Below are 12,894 nucleotides of genomic sequence, written 5' to 3' on the forward strand. Positions count from 1 at the left end.
GTGACCTTCAGGGACGCCGAACGGCGCGATGTGCTTCGCGGGATGCGGACAGCCGAAACCCGGCCCGACGGATCAGACCGGACGGGTCATTCGGCGTTGCAGCGCGGCGCGACGCAGGAAGGTCATGGGTCGAGAGGGGGACCGCGGCCGGAACTTCGGTCAAGCGGCGGGAACGATGTCGGGCCGCCAAGTACCGGCGGGCAGGACCCGGCGGGCGAGAGGCGCGGAGGTATTGTGCGCGCCGAGCCGTTGCAGCGCGATCTCGGCGCCGCGGCGCGACTGCTTCAGGGCGACGAGGGCCGACCAGCGCATCGCCACCTCGTGACGCGCCACGAGGCGGCCGCCGGCATCGTAGCGGCGCCAGCCGCAGCGCTCCTGCCCGGCCTCGTCGGTCTCGTCGTAGGTCTCGTAGCGGGCGACCAGGGCGCCGGTGACGTCGAACTCGTCGTGGTACCAGCACACGCCGTCCAGTGGGGCGCCGCGGCTGCGCGAGCCCCGGATCACCAGACGATGCTCGACGGGGGTGAGGAAGATCGTCTCGAAAACGGGCGGCTGGAACAGCATGACCGTCGATAACCCCCCTTGTCTCGTCGCCACATGGCTTCCGATCGACAGGGTGCGTTGCAGCATAATCGGCGTCAAGAGCGCGGCGGTGCGGCAGACGATGCTAATCGGGCGCGGGCGGGTGCTCCTTTGGTCCAAGATGCTCTAGCGTCCGCCGCGGAGACGCGACAGGCGAGGGATTCGAGGATGCAGGGCCAGGTACGGCAGGGCGGGAAGCGGCGCAGCGTAGGGCTGATCGTGCTGGCCTGGCTCTCAGGGGCGGGAGCGGGTCTGGCCGCCGAGGGCGATTGCGTCGATTACGGCGCGCTCGGCGTCGGCTCGGGCACAAGTCTCGGTGGACCGAGCCTCGGCACGGTCAAGGCCGGCGAGCCCAGGGTGCCGTTCGTCAAAGGGGCGTCCGGGCGCAAGGGCTGCCCCGGATCCGATCCGGCCTGCCGCGAGAAGGCCTTCCTGGTGCCGGGCAACACCGTGATCCTCGGCGGCCGCGTGCCGGGCTTCGTCTGCGCCACCTATGTCGGGCAGACTGGCGCGGTCCGCTCCGGCTGGCTGCCGGAGGCGACGGTCGCCCAGGCACCCGCCCCGTCGGCGCCGGCCCCGAAGGACTGGACCGGCACCTGGACGGCGCCGGAGCAGACCCTCGTCATCCGCCCGGGCAAGGCCGCCGGCACCCTGGCGGTCCAGGGCGACGCGACCTACGGTGCCCTCGACCCGGACCGGGTCCGGCGCGGCGCCGTGAATGTCGGCCAGGTCGAGGGCGAGACGGCGCCGAACGGGCCGGACCTCGCCTTCACCATGGGGGACAAGGGCACCCTGCCCTTCGCGGCCGGCGATGCGGGCGATTGCCGCCTGCGCCTGCGCCTGCTGCCGCCCTTCCTGCTCGCCGAGGACAACAACGCCTGCGGCGGCATGAACGTGAGCTTCACGAACGTCTACCGCCGCACCAAGCCCTGATCCGGGGCCCTGATCGGGACCAGCAAGGAGCGATTGCCATGCGCCGCCACCGCCACGCCAAGATCGTCGCCACCGTCGGACCGGCCAGCAACACGCCGGAGCGTTTGAAGGCCCTCTTTCTCGCCGGGGTCGACACGTTCCGGCTCAACTTCTCCCACGGCAGCCACGACGACCACGCCAAGGTCCACGCCGCGATCCGCGCCCTGGAGCGGGAGACCGGCCGGCCGATCGGCATCCTCCAGGACCTGCAGGGCCCGAAGATCCGCATCGGCACCCTGCGGGGCGGCAAGGCCGACCTCGCCACCGGGGACCGAATCCGCTTCGTGCGCGAGGGCCGGGAGGGCAGCCCCGAGGCGATCCCCCTGCCCCATCCGGAGATCTTCGCCGCGGTGGCGCCGGGCCAGGAACTCCTGATCGACGACGGCCGGGTCCGGGTGCGGGTCGTCGGCGTCGACGACGCGGCGATCGATGCCGACGTGGTGGTGGGCGGGCCGATCTCCGACCGCAAGGGCGTCAACCTGCCCGGCACGGTGCTGGCCCTCTCGCCGCTGACCGAGAAGGACCGGCGCGACCTGGATTTCGGGCTCGAGCTCGGCGTCGACTGGGTGGCGCTCTCCTTCGTCCAGACCCCCTCCGACGTGATGGAGGCGCGGGGGCTGATCGCCGGCCGGGCCGGGCTGATCGCGAAAATCGAAAAGCCCTCGGCGCTGGAGCATATCGAGGACATCATCCGCATCGCCGACGGCGTGATGGTGGCCCGCGGCGATCTCGGCGTCGAATTGCCGCCCGAGGACGTGCCGGGCCGCCAGAAGGAGCTGGTGCGCGCCTGCCGCCGGGCAGTGAAGCCGGTGATCGTGGCGACGCAGATGCTCGAATCGATGGTCTCGGCGCCCTCCCCCACCCGGGCGGAAGCCTCCGACGTCGCGACGGCGGTCTATGACGGCGCCGACGCGGTGATGCTCTCGGCCGAATCGGCGGCGGGGCGGTACCCGATCGAGGCCGTCTCGATGATGGACCGCATCATCCGCCGCACCGAGCAGCACCGGCTCTACCGCTCCCTGGTGCAGGCGAGCGAGCCGGAGGTCGAGGACAGCCCGCCCCATGCCGTGGCGGCGGCGGCCGCGAGCCTCGCCGACGCGATCGAGGCGGCGGCGATCGTCGCCTTCACGTCGAGCGGCACCACCGCCGCCCGCATCGCCCGCAAGCGCCCGAACGTGCCGATCCTCGCCGCGACCTCGGACGCCGCGGTGTCGCGCCGCCTCAGCCTGTACTGGGGGGCGCATTCCGTGCTCGGCCCGGAGATCGACTCCTACGAGGCGATGGTCGACCGCGCCGCCGAGGTCGCGGCCCAGGAAGGCTTCGCGCAGGCCCCCGACCTGGTGGTGGCGGTGGCCGGCATCCCGTTCGGCCGGGCCGGCACCACCAACAACCTGCGGGTGGTGGAGCTGGGGCGCAAGGTGAGCGGAGTGTAGCCGCTCGTCGCTACGCGACAGAGTTCATGCACTCGACGTCATCCTGAGGATGAGTCGATCCCACCCGCAACCTCATCCTGAGATACCGGTGATCGGAGAGCGCAGTCGATCGAAGGGAGCCTCGAAGGAGACTTCAAGAAGTCTCCGCGATACCTTGAGGCTTCCGTCGAGGCCTATCGTCCTCCGATCGCCTGCCCCTCAGGATGAGGTCGTGGGCGGGAAAACCTTACGGGTGCAGCGACCGAAATCCTCCATCGCTGAACCGGGCAATGCTCCCGTCACCGCGCTCGCCGCGACTTTCCGTCATCCCCAAAAGGTTCGGACCGCTTCAAGTTGTGCGCGCGGAATCAGCCTGCTACGCTGCGGCATCCGGACGAGATTGCCGTCCCGGGAGGGCCTATGCCCATGCGCACCCTCATCGCCCTGATGACCCTGCTGGCCGCCGGCCAGGGAGCGCTCGCCGCCGGCAGCGGCGACAGGGACGCGGCCCGCGCGGTCATCCTCCGTCAGCAGGAGGCCTTCCGGCACGACGACGCGGCCTCAGCCTTCGCCGAGGCCGCCCCGGCCATCCGGTCGATCTTCGGCAGCCCCGAGACATTCATCGGCATGGTCCGGCAGGGTTACGCGGCGGTCTACCGCAACCGCCGCTTCGAGTTCGGCACCGACGAGGCGCTGCCCGACGGCAGCCTCGCCCAGGGCGTGCGCATCCAGGACCAGTGCGGCACCGACTGGGAGGCGCTCTACACCCTGGAGCGCGACGCGGACGGCGCATGGCGGATCACCGGCTGCCGCCTGCGCAAGGCGCCGGGAGAGAATGCCTGACCGAGAATGCCCGACCGAAAATGCCCGACTTGGCGCCTGAGCCGCGCACGAGGCCTTGGGCTGACGGAGCCTGCGGATTCGTGTAGGGCCAGCGGCAGCCTCAGGACAGATCACCGTGCTTCATGTTTCGACCCGCGGCAGCGCCGCGCCGCTGACCTTCACCGACGCGCTGCTGGCCGGCCTCGCCCGCGACGGCGGCCTGTACATCCCGAAAGCCTGGCCGCAGATCGCACCCGAGACCATCGCGGGCCTCGCCGGGCGGCCCTACGCCGAGGCTGCCAAGACCGTGCTGTCGCCCCTGGTCGACGGCGAGATCGCGCAGGCCGATGTCGACCGGATGATCGACGAGGCCTACGCCACCTTCCGGCACCCGGCCGTCTGCCCGCTGACCCAGCTCGGCGACAACCTCTTCCTCCTCGAACTGCATCACGGCCCGACGCTCGCCTTCAAAGACGTGGCGATGCAGCTGCTCGGCCGGCTGATGGACCACGCGCTCAAGGCCAAGGGCAGCCGGGCGACGATCGTCGGCGCCACCTCGGGCGATACCGGCAGCGCCGCCGTCGAGGCGTTCCGCGGCCTCGACAATGTCGACGTGTTCATCCTCTACCCGCATAACCGGGTGTCCGAGGTGCAGCGCCGGCAGATGACCACGGTCGACGCCGAGAACATCCACGCGCTCGCGGTCGAGGGCACCTTCGACGATTGCCAGGCGATCGTGAAGGCGCTGTTCCAGCACCCGCGCTTCGCGGACGACGTGCGGCTCTCGGGGGTCAACTCGATCAACTGGGCCCGCGTCGCGGCGCAGGCGGTCTACTACTTCACCAGCGCGGTGGTACTGGGCAGCCCGCACCGCCCGGTCTCGTTCTCGGTGCCGACCGGCAATTTCGGCGACATCCTCGCCGGCTGGGCCGCCAAGCGCATGGGCCTGCCGGTCGGCCGGCTGATGATCGCCACCAACGCCAACGACATCCTGGCCCGGACGCTCGCCACCGGCTCCTACGAGGTCCGGGGCGTGGCGCCCACCACCTCGCCGTCGATGGACATCCAGGTCTCGTCGAATTTCGAGCGCCTGCTGTTCGAGGTGCTCGACCGCGATCCCGCCGCCGTCAACCGGCTGATGGCCGGCCTGAAGCAGTCCGGCGCCTTCACTCTCGACCCCGCCACGCTCGCCCGGATCCGGGCCGAGTTCGACGCGGCGGCCGTGCCCGAGGACGAGGTCGTGGCCGAGATCCGCGACGTGTATCGGGGTACCGGCCAGATCATCGATCCGCACAGCGCCATCGGCGTGCGCGCCGCCCGCAAGCTCCTCAGCCACGACCCGGCGACGCCCGTGGTGGCCCTCGCCACCGCGCATGCGGCGAAGTTCCCGGACGCGGTCGAGGCCGCGACCGGCATCCGCCCGGCCCTGCCGCCCCACCTCGCCGACCTTCTGGAGCGGCGCGAGCGCTTCACCGTACTGCCGAACGACGAAGGAGCGGTCGAGCGGGCGATCCGCGAGCGCGCACGCATCCTGAGGAGTGTCGCATGAACCAGCACTTCGCGACGCTCGGCGCCTCGCCGGACCTCAAGATCACGCGTCTTTCCAACGGCCTCACCGTCGCCACCGAGGCGATGCCGGGGGTCGCCACCGCGACCCTCGGTGTCTGGGTCGGCGCCGGCTCGCGCAACGAGCGGCCGGAGGAGCACGGGCTCAGCCACCTCATCGAGCACATGGCGTTCAAGGGCACGGCGACGCGCTCGGCCCGCCAGATCGCCGAGGACATCGAGAATGTCGGCGGCGAGATCAACGCCGCCACCAGCGTCGAGCAGACGAGCTACACCGCGCGGGTCCTCGGCGAGGATGCCGAGGTCGCCCTCGACGTGCTCGGCGACATCCTGACCCGCTCGGCCTTCGAGGCCGGCGAGCTCGCCCGCGAGAAGGGCGTGATCCTGCAGGAATATGCCGCCGTCGAGGACACGCCCGACGACGTCGTCTACGACGCCTTCACGGAGGCCGCCTTCCCCGACCAGCCGATCGGCCGGCCGATCCTCGGGCGCCCGGAGACGATCAAGAGCTTCGATCGTGCGGCGATCGAGGCCTACCTCGCCCGGGAATACACCCCCGGCCGGATGGTGCTGGCCGCCGCCGGGGCGGTCGAGCACGAGGCGATCGTGGCCGCGGCCGAGAAGCACTTTGGGGCGATGCCGGCGGGTCCGGCGCCGGAGGAGGTGCCCGGGCAATATCGCGGCGGGGAGCGCCGGATGCCGCGCAAGCTCGAACAGGCCAACCTGGTGCTCGGCCTGCCCGGCCTGTCGTTCCGCGACGATTCCTATTACGCCACGCACCTCTTCGCCCAGGTGCTCGGCGGCGGGCTGACCTCGCGGCTCTGGCACGAGGTGCGCGAGACCCGCGGCCTCGCCTACGAGATCCACGCCTTCCACTGGCCGTTCAGCGATTGCGGCCTGTTCGGCATCGGCGCCGGCACCGCGGGCGCCGACCTGCCGGGCCTCGTCGAGGTGACGCTCGCCTGCCTGCGCGAGGCGGCCGAGACGGTGGATTCCGCCGAGCTCGCCCGGGCGAAGGCCCAGCTCAAGGTGGCTTTGCTCTCGGCGCTGGAAACCCCCGGCGGCCGCATCGAGCGCACGGCGCGCCAGCTCCTGGCCTGGGGCCGGGTGATCCCGGCCGCCGAGGTCATCGCCAAGGTCGACGCCGTCACCCCCGACGACGTGCGGGCGGCAGGCCGGGCGCTCATCGCCGGAGCGCCGACGGTCGCGGCGATCGGCCCGATCAAGAAGCTGCAGAGCCTCGAGGCGGTGGGCAAGGCGCTCAGGGCGGGGTGATCCTGCCCGCGCCGATTGAACCCTCCCCCGTCTGCGGGGGAGGGTTACGGTGGCGCCCCTGGCGGGGCATGCCGTAGCGCTGTGCTCACCGTCGACAATCGAACCGACGATTCCCCGCGCGCAGCAACACGAATCGTCTGTCGTCCATTCCGCCTGAACTAGGCCGACCGGTCGAGTGTCGGCCTCCCGCCAGTCTCCGTAGAACGACCCTGCAATCGAGCGCGCGAGCGCCCGAGGGCGGGTCCTGCGCGGCCCAAGTTCCAGGGTCGAGGAAATTGGCGGCTCGAGCCCGCCCGCCCACGGAACAACCGCGCCGGCCCCTGGGGAACAGCAGACGACGGCCGGTTTCGGCTGGCGGAACGGTCGGGCGGAAACATGGAGTTCGATGGCGTCGCGCACGCGGCGGGCGGCGCGTGGCGCGAAGCCACGCTGGGCCGGAGCGTGTCGGTGCGCGGGCCGGGGCTGCATACCGGCCGGGTCGCCCGTGTGACCCTGGCGCCGGCGCCTGCCGGGCACGGCATCCGCTTCGCAGTGCGCTGCCCGACCTCCGGAACCTGCACCGAGGTGCCGGCCGGCACGGCCGGCTGGATCGCGAGCCGGATGAGCACCGCCCTCGATCTCGGCCGGGGGCGCAAGCTGCGCACGATCGAGCACCTGATGGCGGGCCTTGCCGCCTCCGGCATCGACAATGCCGCGATCACCGTCGAGGGAACCGAGATCCCGATCCTCGACGGCTCGGCCGCGCGCTGGTGCGCCCTCATCGAGTCCGCCGGCCGGGTGCCGCAGGACCGGCCGCGCCAGGCCCTGCGCATCCGCGCGCCCTTCCAGGTCGACGGCCTGCACGGCTTCCTGCGCGCCGAGCCGGCCGAGACGTTCCAGGTCGATGTCAGCACCGACCGGCTGCCGGGCTTCGGCGTGCTGCGCTGGTCGGGCCCGATCGACGCGCGCACGTTCCGGGCCGAGATCGCCCCGAGCCGCAGCTTCGGCAACGCCTCGCTGATCTGGCGCACGCTGCTCAAGACCCGCCTCGCCCGGACGCTCCTGCCGGGCCCGGCCCGGGACCGGCTCTGGGCCCGCTCCTTCGACTCGCAGACCGTGCGTGACGGCGGCCTCGCGCCCGCACCGGCGCGGCCGGAATGCCGGCACGCGATCTGTCCGGAGACGGAAGGACGGATGCACCCGTGCGACCGCGAGCCGCTGCTGCGGGGCGCTCGTCCCGGGCGGGTCGCGATCCTGCTGGGCGGCCGGGTGCTGGGTGGGGCGCGCTTCCCCGACGAGCCGGTGCGGCACAAGATCCTCGACCTCGTCGGCGACTTGGGCCTCGCCGGCCGGCCGATCCTCGGGCGCATCGTGGCGAATTGCCCGACCCATGCGCTGACCTTCGCGTTCCTGACCGAGCTGATGCGCCATCCGGAGTGCTGGGAGGTGGTCTCGCTGGCGGACGCCGCCCCGTTCGGCCGCGGGACCGTCACGGATCGCGGAGCGATCGGCACCTGTGGCGGAGCGATCGGCACCGATCGCGGAGCGATCGGCACAACTTGATTTGGCCGCAAAGGGGAGCGATCGAAGCCTGACGACGGCCGCGCTCGCGGGCGGCAGGGGAGATCCGGGGCCTCCGCCTTGCTCGGAAGCTTGGGCGTCAGTACGGTCCGGCACCTCCCCGAGCCGCCCCGTGGCCGTCCCTGTCCGGTCGGAAGACGCCGAAGCTTGCGCACGTTCTCACTCGTCCTCGCCTGCCTCGCGGCCCTCGCCGGGCTGCTCCTCGCCGCGCCGGAGGCCCGCGCGGTCGAGGCCGTGCGCGTCACCCTCGATTCGCAGGCCATCGATCTCACCCCGGCGATCGAGCGCTACCGCTCCGACGGCGACCTGATCCAGATCTCCACAGCCCCGGGCAAGGACGGCATCGTGCGCCGCATCGCCGTGAAGGCGCGCGAGACCGGGGCGCGGCCGGACTGGATGGTGTTCGCGCTCACCAACGACACCGACGAGCAGATCGACCGCCTCCTGGTGGCCCCGCATTTCCGCCTCGTCGGCTCCGGCGTGGTCTGGCCCGATCTCGGCGGCTCGCGCATCGCCGCCATCACGGCGAGCCAGGGCATCCGGCCCGAGCGCGACGAAAGCCCGGATGCCGACCAGTTCGTCATCACCCTCGATCCCGGCACCACCGTCACCTTCGTGGCGGAACTCCGCACCCCCAACGTGCCGCAGGTCTACCTCTGGGACCAGGACGCCTACCGCAAGAAGGCCACCGGCCTCACCCTCTACAAGGGCATCATCATCGGCATCGCCGGGCTGCTGGCGCTGTTCCTGACGATCGTGTTCGTGGTCAAGGGTGCAATCATCTTCCCGGCCGCCGCCGCCCTCGCCTGGGCGGTGCTGGCCTATGCGTGCATCGATTTCGGGTTCTTCCAGCGCATCTTCCCGGTCACGGAGGCCGCCGAGCGGATCTATCGCGCCTCCGCGGAAGCCGTGCTCGGCGCGACGCTGCTGGTTTTCCTGTTCGCCTATCTCAACCTCGCCCGCTGGCACGTGCGCTACAGCCACGTCGCGCTGATCTGGCTCCTGTTCCTCGCCGGCCTCGTCGGCCTCGCCGTCATCGACCCGCCGGTGGCGGCGGGCGTGGCGCGGATCTCGGTCGCGACGGTGGCGGGCGTCGGCCTGCTGCTGGTGGTCTACCTCGCCATCCACAACGGCTACGACCGGGCGATCCTGCTGATCCCGACCTGGCTCCTGCTGCTCGCCTGGGTGGTGGCGGCGGGCTTCGCCATCACCGGCCAGCTCCACAACGACCTCGTCCAGCCGGCCCTCATCGGCGGCCTGGTGCTGATCGTGATGCTGATCGGCTTCACGGTGCTCCAGCACGCCTTCGCGGGAGGGGGCCTCGGCAACAGCCTCGTCTCCGACACCGAGCGGCGGGCGCTGGCGCTCACCGGCGCCGGCGACGTGGTGTTCGACTGGGACGTGCCGGGGGACCGGGTCTTCGCCGGGCCCGAGATCGAGGGACAGCTGGGCCTCAAGCGCGGGGCGCTCGAGGGGCCGCAGGCGAACTGGCTCTCCCTCCTCCACCCCTTCGACGTCGAGCGCTACTCGGCGGCCCTCGACACGGTGATCGAGGAGCGGCGCGGCCGCATCTCCCAGGATTTCCGCCTGCGCTCGGCGGCCGGGCCCTATTACTGGTTCCGCCTCAAGGCCCGGCCGGTGATCGGCACCGACGGCGAGGTGGTGCGCATCGTCGGCACCATCGCGGACGTGACCGAGGCGAAGATCGCCGAGGAGCGGCTGCTGCACGATGCCGTCCACGACAACCTCACCGGGTTGCCGAACCGCGAATTGTTCAGCGACCGGCTCGATGCGGCCCTCGCCCTCGCGAGCCAGGACCCGCGCCTCAAGCCGACCCTGTTCGTGATCGACATCGACCGCTTCAAGCAGGTCAACGACGCGATCGGGCTCTCGGCCGGCGATTCGATCCTGCTGACGCTGTCGCGCCGCCTCAACCGGCTCCTACGGCCGCAGGACACCCTGGCGCGGGTCGCCGGCGACGAATTCGCCATCATCCTGCTCTCCGAGCGCGACCCCGACCGGATCATCGCCTTCGCCGACAGCATCCGCCGGGCGATCACCACGCCGATCACCTATGCCGACCGCGAAATCTTCCTGACGCCCTCGATCGGCGTCGCCCTGCACGAGGCGGGGGCGGTCGTGAAGCGCGACGACGTGGTGAAGAACGCCGAGCTCGCCATGATCAACGGCAAGCGCCAGGGCGGCGACCGGATCGAGGTCTACCGCCCGACCATGCGGTCCGACCGCGGCGAGCGGATGATGCTGGAGAGCGACCTGCGCCGGGCGCTGGAGCGCAACGAGATCAAGGTGCTGTTCCAGCCGATCGTGCGCCTCGAAGACCGCACGGTGGCGGGCTTCGAGACGGTTCTGCGCTGGGACCACCCGCGCCTCGGCCGCGTCGCCCCGCAGGTCTTCCTGCCGATCGCGGAGGAATCCGGGCTCATCGTCAACCTGGGCGTCTTCGCCCTCGAGCGCACCGCCGCCGAACTCGCTGCCTGGCAGCAGGCGCTGGTGGTCGAGCCGCCGATCTTCGCCTCGGTCAACCTGTCCTCGCGCCAGCTCCTGCGGCACGACCTCCTGCACGACGTGAAGACCGTGCTCGCCCGCACCGGCGTCGTCCCGGGCTCGCTCAAACTGGAGCTGACCGAGGCCCTGGTGATGGAGAACCCGGAATACGCCGCCCAGATGCTCGCCCGCATCCACGAGCTCGGCGCGGGCCTCTGCCTCGACGATTTCGGCACCGGCTACTCGGCGCTGACCTACATGCAGCGCTTCCCCTTCGACACGATCAAGATCGACCATTCCTTCGTGCGCCAGATGGCGAACGGGCGCTCAGGCATCCTGCGCTCGATCGTCCGGATGGCGCAGGAGCTCGGGCTCGAGATCATCGCCGAGGGCGCCGAATCGGAAGCCGACGCCCTGGCGCTGGCCGAGATCGGCTGCGACTACGCGCAGGGCTTCGCCTTCGGCGAGCCGATGTCGATCCTCCAGGCGCGGCAACTGGTGGGGGCGGCGCCGGAGGCGGCGTGAGAGGGCGGGTTTTCGCGCCCAGGCCTGGTCAGGACCGGCGATCGGCCTCGCCGGGCACCAGCCGCTTCGCCATGACGATCGTGCGCTCCTCGCCGTGCAGGGTCTCCCGCACGGCCCGGTAGCCGAGCCGGTCGTAGAAACCCACGGCCGTCAACGACGATTGCAGGGTCAGCGCGGCGACGCCCGCTTCCTCGGCCGCCCGCTCGACCGCCGCCATCAACGCCCGCCCGGTGCCGCCCCGTTGCGCGTCGGGAGCGACGAAGACGGCGCGCACGACCGCGCCGTCGCGGCTCGCCGTGCCGACGGGGCGGCCACTCTCCAAGGCGACGAAGACCTGCCGCTCCGCGATGGAAGCGGCCACTCTGTCCGAGGTGAAGCTCCGGGCGACCCGCGCGATGGTCTCAGGCGCGTAATCCCGCGCATTGCTCTCGTGCAACGCAGACAGGACGACGCGGCTGATTTCCGCCGCGTCGTCCACCGTCGCCAGACGGATGTGGCACGCCATCGCTCATCCTCCCCCGACGCCGCGCCGCGGGGGAGTGCCGCGGCCGGCCTAGAGGACCGCCTGGCCCAGCAGAACCGCCGCGATCGCGATCACCACCGCGATCACCAGGAACAGCATGAACAGCAGACGCGCAATGCCGCGGGCGCCCGACGCCACGTTGGTGAAGCCCAGCGCACCGGCCACCAGCGAGATCACGAAGAAGATGATCGCCCATTTCAACATGGCGGGAGCACTCCGGTGCGTTCGGAAAAGTCGCAGCGATAACCGGCATAGCCACGCTTCGTTCCGGATCCTCCACCACTCGCTGCGCCATCCGTCTGCGCCGTTCGTCCGCATTGCTCAGGGAGGCGCCCACGCGCTACACCCACGCCGATGTCGATGGATGCCAAGGCGATAGGTCCCAAGGCGATGGGTCGTCTCACGCGGCTGGCGCAGCCCGGCCATTTCATGCGCTGGTCCGGGGTTCTGCTGCCCTGGGTGGCGGGCCTCGCCCTCGTGCTGCTGGCGGTCGGCCAGTACCTGACCTGGTTCGTGGCCCCGCCCGACTACCAGCAGGGCGAGACGGTGCGGATCATGTACATCCACGTGCCGGCGGCCTGGATGGCGGTGTTCTTCTACGGCGCCATGACGGTCTCGGCGCTCGGCACCCTGATCTGGCGTCATCCACTGGCCGACGTGGCGCAGCGCGCCGCCGCCCCCATCGGCGCCGCCTTCACCCTGATCTGCCTCGTCACCGGCTCGCTCTGGGGCAAGCCGATGTGGGGCACCTACTGGGTCTGGGACGCGCGCCTGACCTCGATGCTGGTGCTGTTCCTGATCTATTGCGGGCTGCTCGCCCTGTGGCGGACCATCGAGGATCCGAACAGGGCCGCCCGGGCGGTCGCGATCCTGACCCTCGTCGGCGCCGTCAACCTGCCGATCATCAAGTTCTCGGTGAACTGGTGGTCGACCCTGCACCAGCCGGCCTCGATCCTGCGGATGGGCGGGCCGACCATCCATCCGACCATGCTCTATCCCCTGCTGGTGATGATCGCCGCCGCCTCGGTGCTCGGCGTCGCCCTGCATCTCCAGGCGATGCGCACCGAGATCCTGCGCCGGCGCGTGCGCACCCTGACGATCCTGGAGGCCGAGCGGCTCGATGCCGCGCTCCTCGCCCCGCAGGCGGCCTGA

11 protein-coding genes are annotated in these 12,894 nt (G+C 71.2%); 8 read left to right on the plus strand and 3 right to left on the minus strand.

Features of this window, described 5'->3' with window-relative positions; all coding sequences use genetic code 11:
- Positions 1 to 159: 159 nt before the first annotated feature.
- Positions 160 to 564, minus strand: coding sequence for a hypothetical protein (locus tag DA075_RS10515; RefSeq protein ID WP_099953165.1), 405 nt, complete (start codon positions 562 to 564; stop codon positions 160 to 162).
- Between the two features lie 186 nt (positions 565 to 750).
- On the opposite strand from DA075_RS10515, the gene DA075_RS10520 reads away from it, so the two are divergent.
- The 7 genes from DA075_RS10520 (at position 751) to DA075_RS10550 (ending at position 11,219) form a co-directional block, all read left to right on the plus strand.
- Positions 751 to 1,515 carry a hypothetical protein gene (locus DA075_RS10520; protein WP_099953166.1) on the plus strand — a complete coding sequence of 255 codons (765 nt, stop codon included), beginning with the start codon at positions 751 to 753 and terminating at the stop codon, positions 1,513 to 1,515.
- 38 nt (positions 1,516 to 1,553) lie between these two features.
- Complete coding sequence (pyk, locus tag DA075_RS10525; protein ID WP_099953167.1) at positions 1,554 to 2,987, plus strand: pyruvate kinase; 1,434 nt, start codon at positions 1,554 to 1,556, stop codon at positions 2,985 to 2,987.
- Positions 2,988 to 3,392: 405 nt separating this feature from the next.
- Positions 3,393 to 3,809 carry a DUF4864 domain-containing protein gene (locus tag DA075_RS10530; protein ID WP_099953168.1) on the plus strand — a complete coding sequence of 139 codons (417 nt, stop codon included), beginning with the start codon at positions 3,393 to 3,395 and terminating at the stop codon, positions 3,807 to 3,809.
- A 115-nt stretch (positions 3,810 to 3,924) separates the two neighbouring features.
- On the plus strand, positions 3,925 to 5,337 hold the full coding sequence (gene thrC, locus DA075_RS10535; RefSeq protein WP_099953169.1) for a threonine synthase: 1,413 nt from the start codon (positions 3,925 to 3,927) through the stop codon (positions 5,335 to 5,337).
- On the plus strand, positions 5,334 to 6,629 hold the full coding sequence (locus DA075_RS10540) for a M16 family metallopeptidase (RefSeq protein ID WP_099953170.1): 1,296 nt from the start codon (positions 5,334 to 5,336) through the stop codon (positions 6,627 to 6,629). Before thrC ends, DA075_RS10540 begins: the two co-directional genes overlap by 4 nt.
- A gap of 375 nt (positions 6,630 to 7,004) precedes the next feature.
- The gene (locus DA075_RS10545; protein ID WP_099953171.1) at positions 7,005 to 8,171 is read left to right on the plus strand and encodes a UDP-3-O-acyl-N-acetylglucosamine deacetylase; all 1,167 of its coding nucleotides are present in this window, start codon (positions 7,005 to 7,007) and stop codon (positions 8,169 to 8,171) included.
- Positions 8,172 to 8,336: 165 nt separating this feature from the next.
- A complete protein-coding gene (locus tag DA075_RS10550) occupies positions 8,337 to 11,219 on the plus strand; it encodes an EAL domain-containing protein (protein ID WP_099953172.1) in 2,883 nt (960 codons plus the stop codon).
- A 28-nt stretch (positions 11,220 to 11,247) separates the two neighbouring features.
- Here DA075_RS10550 and DA075_RS10555 read toward each other — a convergent pair whose 3' ends face one another.
- Together DA075_RS10555 and DA075_RS10560 are read right to left on the minus strand one after the other, a co-directional pair.
- Positions 11,248 to 11,724, minus strand: coding sequence for a GNAT family N-acetyltransferase (locus DA075_RS10555; RefSeq protein ID WP_099953173.1), 477 nt, complete (start codon positions 11,722 to 11,724; stop codon positions 11,248 to 11,250).
- A 48-nt stretch (positions 11,725 to 11,772) separates the two neighbouring features.
- On the minus strand, positions 11,773 to 11,946 hold the full coding sequence (locus DA075_RS10560) for a DUF1328 domain-containing protein (RefSeq protein ID WP_099953174.1): 174 nt from the start codon (positions 11,944 to 11,946) through the stop codon (positions 11,773 to 11,775).
- Between the two features lie 186 nt (positions 11,947 to 12,132).
- Between DA075_RS10560 and DA075_RS10565 the strand changes: the two genes are divergently transcribed.
- Positions 12,133 to 12,894: a heme ABC transporter permease gene (locus tag DA075_RS10565; RefSeq protein WP_099956527.1), complete on the plus strand. Its 762-nt coding sequence runs from the start codon at positions 12,133 to 12,135 to the stop codon at positions 12,892 to 12,894.

Source organism: Methylobacterium currus, from assembly GCF_003058325.1.
Classification (GTDB): Bacteria; Pseudomonadota; Alphaproteobacteria; order Rhizobiales; family Beijerinckiaceae; genus Methylobacterium; species Methylobacterium currus.

Excerpts from the sequence above, each read along its gene's own strand:
- DA075_RS10555 (WP_099953173.1), bottom strand. The coding sequence starts at position 11,724 with ATGGCGTGCCACATCCGTCTGGCGACGGTGGACGACGCGGCGGAAATC.
- DA075_RS10545 (WP_099953171.1), top strand. The coding sequence starts at position 7,005 with ATGGAGTTCGATGGCGTCGCGCACGCGGCGGGCGGCGCGTGGCGCGAA.
- DA075_RS10540 (WP_099953170.1), top strand. The coding sequence starts at position 5,334 with ATGAACCAGCACTTCGCGACGCTCGGCGCCTCGCCGGACCTCAAGATC.
- DA075_RS10565 (WP_099956527.1), top strand. The coding sequence starts at position 12,133 with ATGGGTCGTCTCACGCGGCTGGCGCAGCCCGGCCATTTCATGCGCTGG.
- DA075_RS10515 (WP_099953165.1), bottom strand. The coding sequence starts at position 564 with ATGCTGTTCCAGCCGCCCGTTTTCGAGACGATCTTCCTCACCCCCGTC.
- DA075_RS10560 (WP_099953174.1), bottom strand. The coding sequence starts at position 11,946 with ATGTTGAAATGGGCGATCATCTTCTTCGTGATCTCGCTGGTGGCCGGT.
- DA075_RS10530 (WP_099953168.1), top strand. The coding sequence starts at position 3,393 with ATGCGCACCCTCATCGCCCTGATGACCCTGCTGGCCGCCGGCCAGGGA.
- pyk (WP_099953167.1), top strand. The coding sequence starts at position 1,554 with ATGCGCCGCCACCGCCACGCCAAGATCGTCGCCACCGTCGGACCGGCC.
- DA075_RS10520 (WP_099953166.1), top strand. The coding sequence starts at position 751 with ATGCAGGGCCAGGTACGGCAGGGCGGGAAGCGGCGCAGCGTAGGGCTG.